The organism is Sphingomonas sp. TF3 (assembly GCF_003985085.1).
In the GTDB taxonomy this organism is placed as follows: Bacteria; Pseudomonadota; Alphaproteobacteria; order Sphingomonadales; family Sphingomonadaceae; genus Sphingomonas.
Genome location: NZ_RWKS01000014.1, coordinates 1 through 18,506 on the forward strand (window position 1 = coordinate 1; position 18,506 = coordinate 18,506).

Annotated in this window: 10 protein-coding genes; 6 read left to right on the forward strand and 4 right to left on the reverse strand. The window is 65.4% G+C overall.

Translation table 11 applies throughout. From position 1 onward, the window contains the following. Positions 1-325 precede the first annotated feature (325 nt). Together EJC47_RS13415 and EJC47_RS13420 are read right to left on the reverse strand one after the other, a co-directional pair. The gene (locus EJC47_RS13415) at positions 326-3,064 is read right to left on the reverse strand and encodes a DUF5695 domain-containing protein (RefSeq protein WP_126848388.1); all 2,739 of its coding nucleotides are present in this window, start codon (positions 3,062-3,064) and stop codon (positions 326-328) included. An 8-nt stretch (positions 3,065-3,072) separates the two neighbouring features. After that, a complete protein-coding gene (locus EJC47_RS13420; protein ID WP_221885175.1) occupies positions 3,073-5,397 on the reverse strand; it encodes a S9 family peptidase in 2,325 nt (774 codons plus the stop codon). A gap of 232 nt (positions 5,398-5,629) precedes the next feature. Here EJC47_RS13420 and EJC47_RS13425 point away from each other — a divergent pair, with 232 nt between their 5' ends. The 5 genes from EJC47_RS13425 to EJC47_RS13445 are packed head-to-tail and all read left to right on the forward strand — an operon-like array spanning position 5,630 to position 15,060. After that, a complete protein-coding gene (locus tag EJC47_RS13425) occupies positions 5,630-7,999 on the forward strand; it encodes a glycoside hydrolase family 127 protein (RefSeq protein WP_126848392.1) in 2,370 nt (789 codons plus the stop codon). Then, positions 7,996-9,030: an Ldh family oxidoreductase gene (locus EJC47_RS13430; protein ID WP_126848394.1), complete on the forward strand. Its 1,035-nt coding sequence runs from the start codon at positions 7,996-7,998 to the stop codon at positions 9,028-9,030. The genes EJC47_RS13425 and EJC47_RS13430 overlap by 4 nt, the downstream gene beginning before the upstream one ends. Positions 9,031-9,032: 2 nt before the next feature. Continuing rightward, positions 9,033-10,805 (forward strand): DUF885 domain-containing protein, encoded by a 1,773-nt coding sequence (locus tag EJC47_RS13435; protein WP_126848396.1) that lies wholly within the window; start codon positions 9,033-9,035, stop codon positions 10,803-10,805. Positions 10,806-10,807: 2 nt separating this feature from the next. Beyond that, a complete protein-coding gene (locus EJC47_RS13440; protein ID WP_260591577.1) occupies positions 10,808-12,355 on the forward strand; it encodes a family 43 glycosylhydrolase in 1,548 nt (515 codons plus the stop codon). Then, on the forward strand, positions 12,352-15,060 hold the full coding sequence (locus EJC47_RS13445) for a DUF5695 domain-containing protein (protein ID WP_126848400.1): 2,709 nt from the start codon (positions 12,352-12,354) through the stop codon (positions 15,058-15,060). The genes EJC47_RS13440 and EJC47_RS13445 overlap by 4 nt, the downstream gene beginning before the upstream one ends. A 36-nt stretch (positions 15,061-15,096) precedes the next feature. Here the strand turns inward: EJC47_RS13445 and EJC47_RS13450 are convergent, their stop codons facing one another. Together EJC47_RS13450 and EJC47_RS13455 are read right to left on the reverse strand one after the other, a co-directional pair. Then, the gene (locus EJC47_RS13450) at positions 15,097-16,278 is read right to left on the reverse strand and encodes a M24 family metallopeptidase (RefSeq protein WP_126848402.1); all 1,182 of its coding nucleotides are present in this window, start codon (positions 16,276-16,278) and stop codon (positions 15,097-15,099) included. Next, complete coding sequence (locus EJC47_RS13455; RefSeq protein WP_260591579.1) at positions 16,275-17,510, reverse strand: NAD(P)/FAD-dependent oxidoreductase; 1,236 nt, start codon at positions 17,508-17,510, stop codon at positions 16,275-16,277. The genes EJC47_RS13450 and EJC47_RS13455 overlap by 4 nt, the downstream gene beginning before the upstream one ends. Positions 17,511-17,591: 81 nt before the next feature. Here EJC47_RS13455 and EJC47_RS13460 point away from each other — a divergent pair, with 81 nt between their 5' ends. Beyond that, entirely contained in the window at positions 17,592-18,506 is a 915-nt protein-coding gene (locus EJC47_RS13460) for a dihydrodipicolinate synthase family protein (protein ID WP_126848407.1), read from the forward strand.

Genomic DNA, 18,506 nt, shown 5'->3' on the forward strand with positions numbered 1-18,506 from the left:
GAACGAACCTTCTGCACAACAATGTCAGGACCTATTTCGGTGCGTATAATGCATTGCCAGTCGGCGCGCGCCAGCAGGCACGCGTGATTCAGGCGGGTGCCCGGTTCCGCTTCTGATCATTGGCTTCTATGGTTGCTGGGAAGGACCGCGACGCAAGTCGCGGTCCTTTTCGTATGGGCGGCGCGTGCGCGACCGGCGTGGAAACAGACCATGTATCGGCGGAGCGAAATCGCGGCCAATGCACGTTGACGGGGTCTGAAGTGCGCGCGTCAAAATGCCGGCGGGGCAGGGGCCCCGCCGGCATTTGCGTTCCTCTTGTCCGGACTCAGTGCGGCGTGAGCGTTACGGTCGTCTGACCGGCAGAGAGGGGAATGGTCCGGCCGCCGCGTGTATCGGTGCCCGCGTCGGTGGTATAAGCCCGGCCGCCCTTTGTGGTCGTTTCGACGAACAGGCGTGCTGCGGGGGTGGCGGCAGTGGCGGGGTCGAGCGTCAGCGTGATCGTACCGGTCTTGGGCGTATAGCGCGCGGTGGCGATCTTGCCGGCCTCGAGCGTGATCCACGTCCCCGCAGGCGCGACGAACAGGCGTGCGCGCGCGCCATCCTTCGGCACGACGCTGACCGAGTCCGCCGCCTTGGTAAGATTGCCGCCATAGGCCAGCCAACCGAAGGTCGGATCCTCGACCAGATAGGTCGCGGCGGCATAAGCGTGGCCGAAAAAGCCCATGCCATAGTCGCCGGTATAGGGGTCCCATCCCATCCGGTCGGGCCAGCTATGGAAGGCGGCCGACCCGAAGCCGTCGCGATCGATATTGGTGATCCCGCCCATCATGCCGCCATAAGCGACGCGCAGCAGGTGCGTGTCGGCAGGGTTGGCGCGATAGGCATCGAACAGCGGGACGGCGTTGAGCGCCGAGCCATAATGGTGGATTTGCCGCTCGATCCGCGGATATTTGCCGCCGTAGAGGAAATCCCAATAGCGGCGCGCATTGCCGTTATAGCCCCAGCTCGGGATTGTCGGGTCATAGCCGAGGATCGCCTCGCGCGTGGTGTCCGCCTGCGGCTGGTAACCGAAATAGCGCATCCAGGCATAGACTTCGGGCTGGCCGGTCGAATCCCACGCCATTTCGCTGCCAAAGGGGTATTGCAGTGTCTTCCAATGGTCGGCGCGGCCCTTCATCAGCGCTTCCATGTTGGTCGCTTCAGCCGTCATCCCCTCGCGCTTCAGGTCCTTCAGGATGTCGACGAACACGTCGCCCTCCATCAACCCGAACTGCGTGTAATACGGCGCGTCGCGCATCATCGCGGTGACGGTGGTGTAGGCATGGTCTAGATACCAGCGCCAGTCGTGCCGCGTGACCAGCCCGGGATGGTTGCGCGCGAGGCGGTAGAGCACCCAATGCCCGATCGCGACGTGCGGATAGTTATAGGCGCGGCCGAGATCGTCGGCGTCCTTGTGCGACCACGAGGTCCAGTTCCGCCAATTCTCGGTTGGGTCGTAATAGCCGGGATGTTCCTTGGGATCGTAATAGAAGATGCTCTTCTTGACCGCACCGGCATGGTCGCCGCTGGCAATTTGCAGCGTGCCGACAACGGTTTCGTCGACCAGCGCCTCGAGCTTGGCGACCTCGGCCGCATCGGGGTTGTCGAGCTGCTTCATCATCGCCGCGACCCAGCTACCGGCACCGCCTTCGTCGCTCATCCCCGAAATCCACACGCGCGGTTCCTGCGTCAGGATCTTGCCCGCTTCCTTGTCGTAGGACAGGATCGCGGGGGCGCGGTGGAACGGGTCGGTCTTGTCGTCATACCATTGCTTGGTGGTGGTGAAGTGGCCGATGTCGGCCATCACCTGATCGAGCGGCTTGGTGATATCGTAGCTGATCGTCTGCACCATGCCATCCGCATAGGTGATGCTGAGCCGCGCCGGACCCCAGCCACGCGCCTGCACGTCATAGCGCGCCCAGCCTTTGGCAGCCGCAGTCGGCGTGGCGATCAGCGCACCTGCCGGGAAGGATTCGATCCTGGCGACCTTGCTGCCATATTTCAGGAAGAGCGCGGCGGTGAGATCGGTCGGCACGACATAGCCGGGAATGCCGACCGCGACCGGGCGGTGCTGCGCGGCGAGCGTGGTCTCGATGCCGCGAATATCGGGCGACTGCACGAAGCGCACGCCGACATCGCGGCGTTCGCCGGGGGCGAGCGTGATGCTGGTGGGCGCGTTCCATTGCGGCCCGGCCTTGCTCCATTCCTTGTCGGCATAGCCCTTTGACGCGATCGTCCAGTCGTAAAACCCTTCCGAGGTCTGGCTACGCGGGCTCTTCTCGGTGAAGGTCGTGCCCCTGGGCGCGGCGCGGTCCTGCGGGAGCGGGACATAGGCTTCGAGCGGGCTGTGCCCCTCGGGCAGGACGAGCAAGGCAGGGCCCTTGCCGCTCAGCCGGGTCACCTGGAGATAGCCTGCATCGCGCCCGATATAGGGATCGACGAAGCTCGCCTCGGCATGCGCCTGCTCAAGCGTGCGGTCATCGATGATGTTGTCGAACACCATGGGCATACCAAGCACGCCGATTTCGACCGGGGTCGGCGACGTGTTGACCAGCGTGAAGCGCAGCACGGGTGAACCGCCGACGTTGAGCCAGCGGCGTTCGACCCGCAGCGGCAGGCCGTCGCCAAGCGAGGCGGTGATGTCGGCGGCGGCGAGCGTCGTGGCGTTGGTCGGCAATAGCGTGATCGCCTTGCGCCGATGCGCCGAGGCATAGTCGCGCCATTCCCCGCCAGGGGTGCGTAGCCGCAGGTTTATGTCGCCGACATGATTGTAGCCGTCGCCTTGCCGTTCCGGCTCGCGCTTGCCCGGGACGAAATCAAAGGTCGGATCGGCGAGCGGTGAGAGGCCGGCAAGGGTCTGCGTGTCGTTGCGCAGAAGCAGTTGCAGATTGGCGACACGCACCGCCGTGGTGGCGATCGGCTGGTAGACCGGCTTGGGCGGTTGGGCGTCCTGCGCCATGACGCCGAGCGGAGTCGCGATCGCCAACGCCAGGAGCGAGACACGCAGCATGCGGGGAGGGAGCATCGAGTTTCTCACTGTTTGGCGGCGGCGGGCGCTGCTGGATGGGGGCTCTGGTCTTCGAACGCGGCGTCGGCGGGCGGTGCCTCGTCAAGGAGGTTGCGGACGAAATAGTCGCGGAACTTGCGCCAGAAGAACGGCTGGGCGACGCGGTGCGTGGTGTTGGGCAGCACCACCATGTCGAAGTTGCGATGCGCCTGGATCAGCGCGTTGCCGAGCCGGAAACTCTCGGTAATCGGCACATTGTCGTCGATATCGCCGTGGATCAGCAACAATTTGCCCTTGAGGTTGCCCGCGACCGACATGTTGGAGTTGCGATCCCACACCGCCGGGTCTGGATTGCCCATCGTCACCTCGGGCCACCAGGCTTTGTCGAGCCGAAGATCGTGATTGCCCGACGATGAGACCGCCACCTTGAAGAAATCGGGCCGCCGGAGGATGAAGCGCGCCGCGTCATACCCCCCGGCCGAGCCGCCATAGACGCCGACGCGCGTCGTATCGATATAGGGATAGCGCGCCGCCATCTGGCGGATCATCGCGATATGATCGTCGAGGCCGACTTCGCCCAGATTCTGGTACGCCGGCAAGCGAAAGGCCTGACCGCGTTGCGACGTGCCGGTCGCATCGATCACCACGACGATCGCCCCGAGTTGCGCGACGCTGCCAGGCCCGTTCAGCAGCGTGTCGCCGAACGCGCTCGGCACGACGTGCATGGTCGGGCCGGTATAGACATTGTCGATGATCGGATAGCGCCGCGTCGGATCGAAATGCGCCGGGCGATAGATCATCCCATAAAGCGGCGTCTTGCCGTCGGCGGCGAGCCCCCGGAACGGCTCGGGCATGGTGAAACCGGTCGCGATGAGCGCTGACGCGTCGGCATGGCCGAGCTCGTACAGAATGTGCCCGTCGCTGGTGTCGCGCACGACGGTGCGCGTCGGGACGGTCGGGCTCGACATTGCGTCGATCACGAACCGGCCATCGTCGGAGACGCGCAGATCATGCTCAAGCGGCTCGGGCGTCAGCAGGACGGGCTGGCTGCCGTCGAGCGTCACGCGGTATAGCGCGTGATAATAGGGGTTGCGGTCGGCTTCGCGGCCGACGCCGGTGAGCAGGATCGAGCGCTTCGCGCCATCGACATAATTGACCGACGTGACCTCCCAATTGCCCTTGGTCAGGGGTATGCCGCCATTGGGATCGTCAGGACGTACCAGGTAAAGCTGTGCCCATCCGGTGCGCTCGGACACGTCAAGCTCGCCGCCCAATTCGGGGGCTGGTTGCAGAAAGCTCGATGTCACGGTGACCAGCGGCTTCATGGCTTCGCGCGCGGTGACCGTCGATGCGCCGGTGACCGGGTCGGACAAGTAGACGACGATCTGGCCGTAGCCGCGCTCGACCCATTGCGAGCGGACCTTGCCCGCCGACCAGCTCAGATCGGGATCGGCCGGATAGAGCAGCGATTCGCTCGGGACTTGGAGGGGCACGATCTTCGCCTTGCGATGCTTCACCGCATCCTCGACGTCGATCACCAGTCGGCTCGCTTGCGGCAATTTCGCCGCGCCCGCGAGCGGGTAAACGTAGGAGAAACTGCGCGGATAAAAGGCCCCTGGCGGCGTTTCCTGCGTCATCGTCAGGCGCTGCACATCGGTCGTATCGAGCCGCCAGGTGAGGATGCGCTTGCTGTCGGGCGACCACCGCACCGACACCGGCAGCACGGGATCTTCGGTGCCTTGCTTCAGGATTTCCCCCAGTTCGGCGATGCCGCGACCATAGGGTTTGTCGCGCGTGCCGTCGGTGGTGAGCGCGACGCGGCGTTGGGTCTTGAGGTCGACCGCGACCAAATTGTGATCCTCGGCCACGATGCGGAAGCGGCCGTCGGGCGAAACCGCATCGTCGCCCTTGGGCGAGTCCTTGGCGGCTTCGGTCAGCGCGCCATCCTTGAGCGTCCAGCGCTTGCCCAACGCGCCGAAACTGAGCACCCCTGTTGCCGGGTCATAGTCCGGAGCGTCCAGATAGAGGCCGCTCGGTGGGCCCGATTTGCCGGTCGCGTCGGAAACAAGCCGCGCCAGTACGGCCTCGTTGATAACCGGACGTGCCTCGCGCGTTGCGAGATCGAGGAACAGGATATCGCGGGCGTCGGTCGGGCCGCGGCGGAACAGCACGCCGTTGCCGTTATTGATGAAATGAGCGTCGAGATTCTGATCGACGATCAGCTTGCGCATGGCATCACCAAGGTAGCGGTCGGCCAGTTGGTAGCGTTGCTCGATCGTCGGCAAAGGCGCGGGATTTGCGCGTGCCGCGATCGGTGCCAGCGCTACGCCGGTCAGCAGCGCTAGGTGCACAATGCGACGCCGATGAATGCGCAGCGACGATAGACTTGGAGCAGGCACGGCGATCCCCTTTTGCGGCACGATACAGCAGGCATGTCCGCGCACGTCAATAATATTATACGGTATATGATTGGGAGGTAGGATCGGAATCATTCCGCCAATCAACCAAGGGTGTCGCGCGTTCTGCGATTGACCTCACCTTACAAATGGTCTTAATCGTATACCGTATTATAAGGGAGTGATCATGCAGGGCACGCGTCGCGAAGTGATGGCCGGAGCAAGCGCCTTGGCGCTGCTGGCTGGGCCAACCGCAGGGTTTGCTGCCCTCGCTGCGGGTTTGCCGCGCCGGGCCACGCCGTTTCCTTTGTCTGCCGTGCGCTTGCGCCCATCAGATTACGCAACTGCGGTCGAGGTCAACCGCACTTATTTGCTGCGCCTCAGCGCGGATCGGCTGCTCCACAATTTCCGTGCCTATGCCGGGCTCAAGCCCAAGGGCGAGGTCTATGGCGGCTGGGAGAGCGATACCATCGCCGGTCACACGCTTGGCCATTATATGTCGGCGCTCGTGCTGCTGCACGAACAGACGGGCGATGCGCAAGCGAAGGTACGTGCCGACTACATTGTCGATGAGCTCGCGGAGGCGCAGGCGGCGCGCGGCAACGGCTATATCGGCGCGATGCAGCGTAAGCGGAAGGACGGCACGGTCGTCGATGCGATCGAGATCTTCCCGGAGATCATCAAGGGCGATATCCGCTCGGGTGGATTCGATCTCAACGGTGCCTGGTCGCCTTTCTATACGGTGCACAAGCTGTTCGCAGGGCTGCTCGACGTGCATGCGAGCTGGGGCAATGCCAAGGCGCTCTCGGTCGCGACCGCTTTCGCCGGTTATTTCGAGCCGGTGTTCGCGGCACTCGACGACGCGCAGATGCAAACCATGCTCGGCACAGAATATGGCGGGCTTAACGAGAGTTTTGCCGAACTGTTCGCGCGGACCAAGGATCGCAAGTGGCTGGCGATCGCCGAGCGGCTGTACGACCGCAAGGTACTCGATCCGCTGACCGCCGGACAGGACAAGCTCGCCAATTTTCACGCCAACACCCAAGTGCCCAAGCTGATCGGGCTGGCGCGGATCCACGAATTGACCGGCGAACCGGCAAAGGCCGCTGCGCCGCGCTTCTTCTGGCAGGCGGTGACGCAGCATCACAGCTATGTGATCGGCGGCAATGCCGATCGCGAATATTTCTCCGAACCCGACAGCATCAGCCGCCACATTACCGAGCAGACGTGCGAGCATTGCAACACCTACAACATGCTCAAGCTGACGCGACAATTGTATAGCTGGCAGCCCGATGGCGCGCTGTTCGATTATTACGAGCGCGCGCATCTCAACCACGTGATGGCGGCGCAGGACCCCAAAACTGCGGGCTTCACCTATATGACGCCGCTGCTGACCGGGGCGGTGCGCGGATACTCGACCTCCGCCGACGACGCGTTCTGGTGCTGTGTCGGCACGGGCATGGAAAGCCATGCCAAGCATGGCGAGTCGATCTTCTGGGAAGGCGAGGGTGCCTTGCTGGTGAACCTCTACATCCCCGCCGATGCGACGTGGCGCGCGCGCGGCGCGGCGCTGACGCTCGACACGCGCTATCCGTTCGAGCCAACCTCGACGCTGACGCTCACCCAGCTCGCTCGCCCGGGTCGCTTCGCGATCGCGCTGCGCGTGCCCGGCTGGGCTGCGGGCAAAGCGTCGGTGCGCGTGAATGGCCAACCGGTCACCCCGAGCTTCGCGAGTGGCTATGCGATCGTCGAGCGGCGCTGGAAAGCGGGGGATACGGTCGCGATCACGCTGCCGCTCGAGCTGCGGATCGAGGCGGCGCCGGGCGACGACCGGACGGTCGCGATCCTGCGCGGGCCGATGGTTCTCGCCGCCGATCTCGGCACGACCGAGGGGGACTGGACCTCTCCCGATCCGGCCTTGGTCGGTGCCGACCTGCTGTCCAGCTTCCGACCGGGCACCACACCGGCGAGCTACACCACCAGCGGCGTCGTGCGGCCGGGCGACCTGAGTTTCGTGCCGTTCTACAAGCAATATGAACGGCGCAGCGCGGTGTATTTCAAACGCTTCTCCGAAGGCGAATGGAAGACCGAGCAAGCCGCGTTCGTCGCCGAGCAAGCGCGGCTCAAGGACATCGCCGCGCGGTCGGTCGACGTCGTCCATCTCGGCGAGATGCAGCCCGAGCATGATCACGGCCTGATCTCGGAGCTGTCCTTCCCGACAAGCTATCGCAACCGCAACGGGCGTGATGCGCGATCGGGCGGCTTCTTCGAATTCACGATGAAGGCAAAGCCCGGGCCGCTCGTGCTGCAGGCGACCTATTGGGGCGAGGAGCGAGGGCGCGATTTCGACATTCTGGTCGATAATGTGAAGATCGCGACCCAGCATCTTGGCGGCGACGTGCCGGGCAAGTTCATCGATATCGAATATCCGCTGCCACAGGCGCTGACCGACAAGAAAAGTGCGCTGAAGGTGCGCTTCGTACCGCACGACCGCAGTTCGGCGGGGCCGGTGTTTGGCGTGGTGCTGTTCACGGCCAAGCCCGGCACCGTCAAATGACCATCGCGACCGCGCCGGTCTCGGTGCGCATGACGCTGGCGGAGGTCCGTGCGCTCGCCCGGCGCGTGCTGCTTCAGGTCGGGCTGTCGGGCGATCACGCGCACGCTGTCGCGGAAACGATGGTGGCGGGTGAACGCGACGGCTGCACCTCGCACGGTCTGTACCGTCTGCTCGTCGCCGCCAAAAGCGTTCGTGCCGGGACAGTTGCGCCCGAGGCGATTCCGCTTCTGTCGGAGCCGGCCCGCGCGCTCGTGCGGGTCGATGGCGGCGGCGGCTTCGCCCAATTGGCCTTCGAAACGGGCCGCGCAATGCTTGTCGAAAAGGCGCAGCGTTACGGCATTGCCGCTCTGGCGCTCAATAATGTCGTGCATTTCGCCGCGCTCTGGCCCGAAATCGAATGGCTGGCAGAGAAAGGTCTCGTCGCGCTGGCCTGCACGCCGAGCCATGCCTGGGTCGCGCCTGCCGGCGGTACGCAGCCGGTGTTCGGCACCAATCCGATCGCCTTCGGCTGGCCCCGCCCCGGTCGGCTGCCGTTCGTCTTTGATCTGGCGACCAGCGCGGTGGCGCGCGGCGAAATCGAGCTGCATCGTCGTGCCGGTAAGCCGGTGCCCGACGATTGGGGGTATGACGCCGCAGGCCAGGCGACGACCGACGCCGAGGCCGTGCTCGCGGGGGCGATGCGCACCTTCGGCGGGCACAAGGGGTCGGCGCTGGCGGCGATGGTCGAGTTGATCTCCGGGCCGCTGATCGGCGACATGACCAGCGCGGAATCGCTCGCCGCCGACGGCGGCGCGGGCGGATCGCCGCTCGGCGGTGAATTGATCGTGGCGATCGACCCGGCGGGTTTTCTCGGCGATCAGATCGAGGCGCATCTCGCGCGGGCCGAAGGCGTGTTTGCGGCGATCGAGGAGCAGGGCGCGCGCTTGCCGTCGCAACGCCGCTACGCAGCGCGCGCGCAGAGCATGGCGCACGGCGTCGACATTCCGGCGGGGTTGCTCGCCGACATCGATGCCCTGGTGGCAGGAGAATGAAGATGCGGCATGGCTGGTTTCTCCTCGTGCTGCTCGGCACAGCGATGCCGACGGTGGCCGACGCGGCACCGCGCAAGACGGCGGGCCGCGCCGTTTCCGCCGACGATCGGCTGAAGGCGATCTATACCGCCGAATATGCCTGGCGGCAGAAGATGCAGGGACCCGATGAGAACAGCCCGCCCGAAACCCAGGCCCATTTGCCCGATGTGGGCCCGAAGGCTCAGGCGGCAAAACTCGCGCGCTGGACCGAGACCGAGCGCCTGCTCGCCGCGATCCCGTTCGCGCAGTTATCGACAAAGGCAAAGGTCGATTACGCGGTCTATAAGGGACAGATCGACGCGCTGCTCGCCGAACAGACCTATCGCGATTACGAAAAGCCGCTCAACTCCGACACCAGCTTCTGGGGCGACGTCGCTGAAGGAGCACGCCGCAGCTTTCACACCGAGGCCGACTACCGCGCCTATATCGCGACCCTGCGCGAGCTGCCGGGCTATTTCGACGCGCAGATCGCCAATATGCGTGCCGGTCTCAAACGCGGGTTCACGCCGCCCCAAGTGACGCTGCAGGGCCGCGACATCGGCGTGGCCCAAATCGCCGAAGCCAAGTCGCTGGCCGACAACCCGCTCTATGCGCCCTTCGCGAGCTTCCCGGCGGCGATCCCGGCAGCGACCCAGGCCGCGCTGCGCAAAGACGGCGCGGCGGCGATCACAGAGGCAGCGGTGCCGGCGCACGCCAAGCTGCTCGCTTTCCTGCGAACAGACTATATTCCGGGTGCGCGCAAGACGCTGGCGGCATACGATCTGCCCGACGGCAAGGCCTATTATCAGTCGAAGATCCGCGAGTTCGTCACGCTCGACATCAGCCCCGACGCGATTCACGCGATTGGGGTGTCCGAGGTCGCCAAGATCCACGCGCAGATGCTCGACGTGCTGCGCCAGGTGAAGTTCGATGGCGACCTGCCCGCCTTCCTGCATTACCTGCGCACCGATCCGCGCTTCTACCCCAAGACCGCGCAGGATCTGCTCAACCGCGCCGCCTGGATCGCCAAGACCTTCGACGGCAAGGCGAGCGACTGGTTCGGGCATCTGCCGCGCAGCCGTTTTGCGATCAAGCCGGTACCGGCCGACCTCGCGCCCTTCTACACCGGCGGGCGCGGCGGCCCCGGGATCTATCTGGTCAACACCTGGAACCTGCCCTCGCGGCCTTATTACCAGATGGTCGCGCTCACGCTCCATGAATCGGCACCGGGCCACGCCATGCAGATGCCGCTTGCCGCCGAAAATACCGGGTTGCCGCAATTCCGTCGCGACGCCTATCTCTCGGCGTATGGCGAGGGCTGGGCGCTGTATTGCGAGCAGCTTGGCGACGATATGGGGATGTATGACGATCCCTATGATCGCTTCGGCATGCTCAGCTACCAGATGTGGCGCGCGGCGCGATTGGTCGTCGATACCGGGATCCACACGCAGGGCTGGTCGCGCGAGCGGGCGCAGCAGTTCCTGCACGACAATACCGCACTGTCCGATCACGAAATCGAAACCGAGGTCGATCGCTACATCGCCTGGCCGGGGCAAGCGCTGAGCTATTACATGGGGGAGCTGGCGTTTCGCAAAGCGCGCGCACACGCCGAGCAGGCGCTCGGGCCCAAGTTCAATGTGCGCGCGTGGCACGACGCGATGCTTGAGCTCGGCTCGGTGCCACTCCCGGTGCTCGACGCGCGGACCGATCAACTGATCAAGGATGGCGGCAAAGGCCCCTATCCCGAAACGGAATGACGATGCGACGCTCCATCCTCGCCCTTGTCTTGCTGTCAACGACCCCGCTCGCCGCACAGGAGACGATCCACAGCAACGGCAATCCGATCCTCGCCGACGGCCGCTCGTATTCGACCGACCCGGCCCCGGTCGTGATCGGCGATAGCTTGTGGATCCTCGCCGGGCGCGACGAGGCCCCGCCGGGGGTCAATGATTTTATCATGAACGAGTGGCAGTTGCTCGCCACTAAAGACCCGGCCAAAGGCGACTGGACGCACTATCCGGCGATCACGCGGCCCGAAAGCGTGTTCAAATGGGCCGAGCCCGGGCGCGCTTATGCCGGCCAGATCGTGCCCGGACCCGATGGCAAATTCTACATGTACGCGCCGGTGTTGGAGGCGAAGAGCGATGCCCCCGACCGCTTCGCAATTGGTGTCGCGGTTGCCGACAATCCGGTCGGCCCATGGCGCGATGCGCATCCATCGGGACCGATCCTCTCGCAGCGCGTGCCTGAGCGCAACACGATCCAGAATATCGATCCGACTGTGATGATCGACGATGACGGCACGCCGTATATCTATTGGGGCACGTTCGGGCAGCTGCGCGGGATGGCACTCGCTCGCGACATGATCACGCCGACGGGCCGCGAAATCCGGGTCGACGGGCTGAAGGGCTTCTTCGAAGCGCCGTGGCTGATGAAACGCAAGGGCGTCTATTACATGCTCTACGCCGGCAACATTGCCGGACCGACGAGCGACTGCACGCCGGCGGTCTATCATGCCTGCATCGCGTACGGCACCGCGAGCTCACCGCTCGGGCCGTGGACCTATCGCGGGGTGATCCTGAAGCCGGTTTCCTCGACCACGTCGCATTCGGGCGCGGTCGAGTTCAAGGGCCAATGGTATCTTGCCTATCATACCGCCGATGCGGTCGGCGGCGGGCATTTCCGGCGCAGCGTGGCGCTCGACCGAATCGAATGGGACGATAGCGTGACCCCGGCGCGAATTCGCCCGGTCGTGCCGACGCGGTCGCCACAGCCGACGCCGGCACCGACGCGCAACGTCGCCGGTTCGGCCACGGCGTTCGCTTCGAACACCCCGGTGCCGGTGCAATATTGGATCAAGGCGCTCAACGACGGTATTCGGCGCGAGGCCCCGCTGCCGCCCGACATGTGGGGCACCTGGCGCGGTGCCGACAATCCGGCGCATCCGTGGATCGAATATCGCTGGGCCAAGCCGGTTACGCTCAATGGCTCGCGCATCTGGTTCTGGGGGGATCATCCGGCCGGGGCGGGCGAAGGCGTTGCGCCGCCTGCGCGCTGGCGGATCGACTATTGGGACGGACGCTGGAAACCGGTGCCGCAACCGAGCGGCTATGGCGTCGCGGTCGATGCGGCACAGGAGACGCGCTTCGCCACAATCACCACGCGCTGCCTGCGCGCGATCTTCGATGCTTCGCAGGCGGGCGGTGCCACCGCCGGAGTTGCGGTAACCGAATGGGAGGTGCTCGCGCCTACGCAGCAACGGCCGACCGCCGCACCTGTCGCCGCGTCGGAGCCTTGCGGCTCATGACAGCGCTTAGCCGTCGCGCTTTGCTCTGTTCGGCGGTCGCGGTGGGCGCGCTCCGCCTAGCTCCGGCGGCGTGGGCGATGGAGACACCGCAACGGCGGGTGGCGCGCACCGTCCAGGCGCGCGCGTCGCGCTTCGTCGTCGGGACCGATGCGACCGGTATAACCAGCCTGTCCGTCCGCGATGATCCTTTCCCAACCGATTATGTCTATCCCGGCGTAGCGCTTGGCACCGCGCGCATCGCGTGGCGGCACGGCGCGGGGGACTGGGAGCGCTTCGACAGCGCGCGCGCCGTGGCAGTGCGCACGGTGGAAACCGATGCGGGCAGAAAGGCGAACTATGCCATCGCCGACGCGCTGGAACTGCAGCTCGAACAGGGCCTCGAAGGCGCGGATCTGGTGTGGCGCATCACGCTGCACAATGTGTCGGCCGTGCCGGTCGAGATCGGCGATCTGATGCTGCCGCTGCCGATGAACAACATCGCCGACGCGGCGAAGGACGACGGCAACGCTGTGTTGAAGCATAGCTTCGTCTCGGGTCATGGCTCGCATCTGTTCTGGATGCGGCGCAACAGCGTCGGGCCCCATCTGCTGTTGATGCCCGAACGCGACACCCAGCTCGAATATTGGGACATGGCGGCGGCCGAGAACCATGATGACGGCTATGGCGTCTACATCCACGCCGCCGCTGCCGCTGCCGAAAGCGCCGCCAAGGGAACGCGCTGGCGCATTCCTGTGAACAACCTGATGCTGGCTCCGGGCGAGCGGCGCAGCTACGCCCTGCGCTTCAGCCTGGTCGCGGACTATGCCGCCGCGCGGGACGCGATCGCCGCTGCGGGCGGGATCGATGTTGAAGTCGTGCCCGGCATGACGGTCCCGAGCGACTTGTTCGTGATGCTGGCGTTGCGTTCGTCCGACCCGATCCACGGGATCGATGCCGAGCATCCCGCTGCAACGCAGATCGAGCCGCTCGGGGAGCGGGCGGGGCGGCAATTATACCGAGTCCGCTTTGCTCGTCTCGGCGAGAATCGCCTCACGATCCGCCACGGTGACGCGCGCTTCACGCATCTCGAATTCTTCGCGACCGAGCCGATCGAGACGCTGATCGCCAAACGCGGCGCGTTCATCGCCGCGCATCAGCACCGCGATCCGGCGAAATGGTATCATGGTCTGCTCGGCGAGTGGAACATGCAGAGCCAGACGCTGCTTGGGCCCGACACTTATGATCAGATCAAGGGCTGGCGTATCTACGAGGTGACCTGCGACGATCCGGGGCTCAGCAAGCCCGCTTTCCTCGCCGCCAAGAATGCCGAGCACCCGGTCCAGGCCGAAGTCACCGCGCTCGACGACTATATCGAGCATTTCGTGTGGGGCGGCCTGCAGCGCAGCACCGCCGAGACCTATCCCTATGCTATCTATGGCATCCCCGACTGGAAACAGAATCGCGACAGTGCCGATCCTGGCACAAAGGGGAAGCTGCACATCTGGCGGGTGTACGATTACCCGCACATCATCCTGCTTTACCTTTCGCTGTATCGCATCGCGATCGACCATCCCGGGATCGCGACGCGGCTGGATGCGAAGGCCTATCTCGAGCGCGCGCTCGGCACCGCGCGGGCGATGTTCACCATCCCGAAAACGCTGGCGAACTGGTCGGCCTATGAAACGGGCTTTTACAATGAATGCGTCCTCCCGGAGCTGATCGTCGCGCTGGACGCTGCCGGTCGATCCACGCAGGCGCAGGAGTTGCGCGACTTTTGGGAAACGAAGGTCCGCTTCTTCGTCACCGGCGAGCCGGATCTGTTCGGCTCCGAATATGCCTTCGATTCGACGGGATTCGAATCGACCCAGGCGATCGTGCGATACGCGCTCGACCATCCGGTCGCGGGCGTTTCGCGCGAAGCGGTCACGGCGTTCAGCGCTCGGCAAATGGCGGCCAATCTGTTTTGCCGTGGCTGGCTCGAACCGGCTTATTATCTGCTGGGCAGCGATTATCGCGGGTCGGGCGGCAATGCCTATACGCTCAGCTACATGGCGCAAATGGGCGGCTGGGCGGTGCTTGATCACGCGCTTGGCGATCCTGCGGATCCGCATCCTCTGCTTCGGCTCGGCTATGCGTCGTTTCTCAGCAGTTGGGCCTTGCTCAACAGCGGCACCGCGGAAACCGATTACGGCTATTGGTATCCGGGCAAGGCCAATGACGGTGCGGCGGCCGGCGGCTTTGAGCCGGCCCCGACCGGGCTGACCTGGCTCGATCAGCCGCATCATCGCGGCGCATGGTATTATGCCTGCGAAATCGATCTGGGCTTTTGCGGTGCGTTACGCAGCGCGGCGACGATCGTGGCGGATGATCCGATCTTTGGGCGGATCGCCTATGGCGGCACGGTGCGAGAGGGCGATCACGCGATCGCGGTCGTGCCGCGCGATGGCGTGCGGCGGCGGTTCCACGCGCGCTGGGCCGGCGGGACGGTCGATCTCACCTTGCACGCCGGGCGCTTTGCCGCCGATCGTGAGATCACGCTTTCGCATGACGGGCGCAGCGTCGGATTTCTTGTCGAACACGGCGCGGCATCGGTCACGCTCGATCTCGGCGCAGGACGGTGGCGGGTCGCGATCGAGGGGGCGATCGTCACGGAGGCTGGCGGCACCATCCCGCTTGCCTTGCGCGGTCCTTCGCCCGTTGCGGTTACGCTGACCCGTCTGGCCTGAACCCATGCGCCCATTCGGGCTATCCCATCGGCGCGTTCAATCGACGAAGGGACGGTCGAGCGATGGTTGGGGTTGGGTGAACCACTGCGCGCCGGTCGCGGTCACATGGAAATGATCCTCGAGCCGAATGCCGAAGCGATCGGGCACGACGATCATCGGCTCGTTCGAAAAGCACATGCCCTGCGCCAGCGGGGTCCGGTCGCCACGCACCAGATACGCGGGTTCATGGATCGACAGGCCGATGCCGTGCCCAGTGCGGTGCGGGAGGCCGGGCAAGCGATAGTCGGGCCCGAGCCCCGCGCTTTCCAGCACCGCGCGTGCCGCAGCGTCGATCGCCTCGCACGGTACGCCGGGCTCGACCGCAGCGAAGGCGGCGGCCTGTGCTTCCTGCTCCAGTGACCAGAGTACGCGCACATCGTCTTCGACCCGGCCGAAGGCGTAGGTTCGGGTGATGTCGCTGTGATAGCCATCGACTGTGCAGCCGGTGTCGATCAAGACGAGACTGTCGTCTTCGAGTTGCTGATCGCCAGGCAGACCGTGCGGGAACGCGGTCGCACGCCCGAACTGGACGGCGCAGAAGGTCGAGCCTGCCGCGCCAAGCGCGCGGTGTGCGGCGTCGATGAAGCGGATCACCTCGCTTGCTGCGATGCCGGGCCTGAGGATGCGCGCCGCGCGCCGCTGGACTTCCAGCGTCATCGCCTTCGCTTGCTGCATCAGCGCGAGTTCGGCGGCGGACTTGATCATGCGACAGCCGTCGATCGCGGCGGCACCGTCGATCAGCGTTAGACCATGCTGGCGCAGACGCTCGCCATAATGGAACGGCAACAGCGGATCGACCGCAAGCGTCGTACCGCGCGGCAGCGCGTCTGCGACCAGCGCGCTAGGGTCTTCGTCTTCCTCCCACAGCAAAGGCTCGGCAGCGACGGCGAGGCCCGCTTCGAGCGAACCCAATTCGAACGCCGGACAGATCAATCGCGGCGTCCCGTTCAGCGGCAGGAGCAAGGCGACCAGCCGCTCGGTCGGGGACCATGGCAGGCCCGTGAAATAGCGCAGGCTCGCCCCGGCGTTGACCAGCAGTGCGGTCGCGCCGGAGGCTTCGGTCAGGGCGCGGGCACGGTCGAGCCGGTCGCGCCGCTCGGCTGGTGCGATCGGCGCGGAAAGGGTCGGCCATGGTCCGAGCGTCGCCAGTTGTTCGTCCGCCGTCGATCCGCCGATCATCGTCTGCCTCCCTTGCCGCCAAACCGTTCGAGGTCGAACGGGGCCATGTCGATAAGATTCGGGTGTCCGGCGATCATCCCGGCGACGATTTCCGCCGTCACCGGGGCGAGCGTCAGCCCGAGATGCTGGTGCCCGAACGCGTAGAAAAGATTGTCGGCGCGGCGCGACCGGCCGATCGCCGGGAGATAATCGGGCAGGGTCGGACGGCTGCCCATCCAGCGCGTGAAGGGTCCGCCAATGGCAAGGCCGAGGTCGCCAACATGCTGTTCGAGCCGCTCCCATTTGCGCGGGTCGGGCGGGCCGTCGACAGTGCCGAGCTCGACAAAGCTTGCCGCCTGCACTTGCTCGCCAAAGCGCGTGACGATCATCGAGCGATCCTCGAACACGACCGGCGGGAGGTCCTGTGGCCAGCCGGCAGCGGTTCCGCGAATGTGATAGCCGCGCTCGGCGATGATCGGCGCGCGATGCCCGATCGCCGCGACGAGCGGTGCCGAGCGCACGCCTGCGGTAACGAGCACGCAGTCGGCGTCCAGGCCGGGGATCGTCGCGTGTCCGCCCTCGCGCACCAACGTCGCCTCCTGCTCGACGATCGTGCCACCCGCCGCGCAAAACGCTTCGCTCAGCACGGCGGCGAGCCTGCCTAGATCGGTGATCTGGCCGGTGCCGTGGAACTGGATGGCACCGCCAAGTGACGCCGTCGTCGCGCGTTCGAGCGTCGCGCGTTGCTCCGCTGTTGCGGTGTCAAAGCCTGCGGTGCCGGTATCCGCTTGCGCCCACGCCGCGCGCCCTGCAGCCGCGGTTGCGGCGCTTTCCCAGACGACCAGATGACCGGCTTCGCTCAGCAGATCGGGTGCGTCGATCGCCGTCACCAGGCGTCGCCAGGCGGGCAGGGCATCGGCGAGCAATCCCGCGAGCGCACGTCTGCCCGCGGCGAAGCGCTTCGGTCGGGCGGCGGCGATCATACGCGCCGCGAACGGGAGCCAATCCCCGACTGCGGCGAGCGGCAGGTCGAGCGCGCCACCGCGTGCGAACAGACGGTCCCCCGCCGAGCGCAACGTCGCGATCGAGGCAAGCGGGGCGACTTGCTCGGTTGCGATATGGCCAGCGTTGCCCCAGGATGCCGCGTCACGGCGTGTGGAGCGTTCGACGAGTGTCACTATATGCCCCCCCTGCGCGAGCCGGAGCGCACAACTGAGACCGACCACGCCCCCGCCGATCACCGCGATTTTCACTTTCGACTTTCTCCTGTTGCCCTGCAGCATTTCACTTCGTATACCGTATTCCAGATCAAACAAAAGGACGGATCACGGAAAATGGCAATCGGTTGGAGGGGTGTTTTCCCCGCTGTAACGACGCAGTTGCGTGCGGATCTGTCAATCGACCTCGCTGATACGCAGCGCGTTGTCGACGACCTGATCCGCGACGGCGTCACCGGTGTGATCGCGCTTGGCACGGTCGGTGAAAACAACTCGCTCGAATATGATGAGAAGGTCTCGGTGCTCTCGGCGATCGTCGAAGTCGTGGCCGGCCGCGTGCCCGTGCTCACCGGCGTTTCCGAATATGATACGCGCCGCGCCGTGCGTTATGCGCAGGCAGCGGAGAAGATCGGGGCCGACGGTCTCATGCTCCTGCCGCCGATGGTCTATGTGCCGCAGCCGCATGAGCTCGTCGCGCACTTCAAGGGCGTCGCGAACAACACCGCGCTGCCGATCATGCTCTACAACAACCCGCCGGCCTATCGCACCGTGATCGACAAGGCGGTGCTGGCCGAGCTGGTCGATACGCCCAATATCGTCTGCGTGAAGGAGTCCGCGCCCGATACCCGCCGCTTCACCGATTTCCGCAACCATTTCGGCGATCGCTACGTCTTGTTCGCCGGGCTGGACGACGTTGCCCTGGAAGGGCTCTACCTTGGCGCGCAGGGCTGGGTGTCCGGCCTCACCAACGCGTTCCCGAAGGAATCGGTCGAACTGGTGCGCGCGTTCGAACGGGGCGATCATGCCAAGGCGCTCGAAATCTATCGCTGGTTCATGCCGCTGCTGCATCTCGACGCCGAGCATGATCTTGTGCAATCGATCAAGCTGGCCGAAGAAGTGATGGGACGCGGGTCGGAACGCGTGCTCCCGCCGCGCTTGCCGCTGATCGGCGAACGCCGCGCAGAGGTGATCGCGATGGTCGAAAAGGCTGCGGCGACCCGTCCGACGATTGAAGTGGCCAAGGCGGCCTGA

Coding starts and splice junctions, on each gene's coding strand:
- EJC47_RS13415 (WP_126848388.1), bottom strand. CDS start 3,064: ATGCTCCCTCCCCGCATGCTGCGTGTCTCGCTCCTGGCGTTGGCGATC.
- EJC47_RS13425 (WP_126848392.1), top strand. CDS start 5,630: ATGCAGGGCACGCGTCGCGAAGTGATGGCCGGAGCAAGCGCCTTGGCG.
- EJC47_RS13430 (WP_126848394.1), top strand. CDS start 7,996: ATGACCATCGCGACCGCGCCGGTCTCGGTGCGCATGACGCTGGCGGAG.
- EJC47_RS13435 (WP_126848396.1), top strand. CDS start 9,033: ATGCGGCATGGCTGGTTTCTCCTCGTGCTGCTCGGCACAGCGATGCCG.
- EJC47_RS13440 (WP_260591577.1), top strand. CDS start 10,808: ATGCGACGCTCCATCCTCGCCCTTGTCTTGCTGTCAACGACCCCGCTC.
- EJC47_RS13445 (WP_126848400.1), top strand. CDS start 12,352: ATGACAGCGCTTAGCCGTCGCGCTTTGCTCTGTTCGGCGGTCGCGGTG.
- EJC47_RS13450 (WP_126848402.1), bottom strand. CDS start 16,278: ATGATCGGCGGATCGACGGCGGACGAACAACTGGCGACGCTCGGACCA.
- EJC47_RS13460 (WP_126848407.1), top strand. CDS start 17,592: ATGGCAATCGGTTGGAGGGGTGTTTTCCCCGCTGTAACGACGCAGTTG.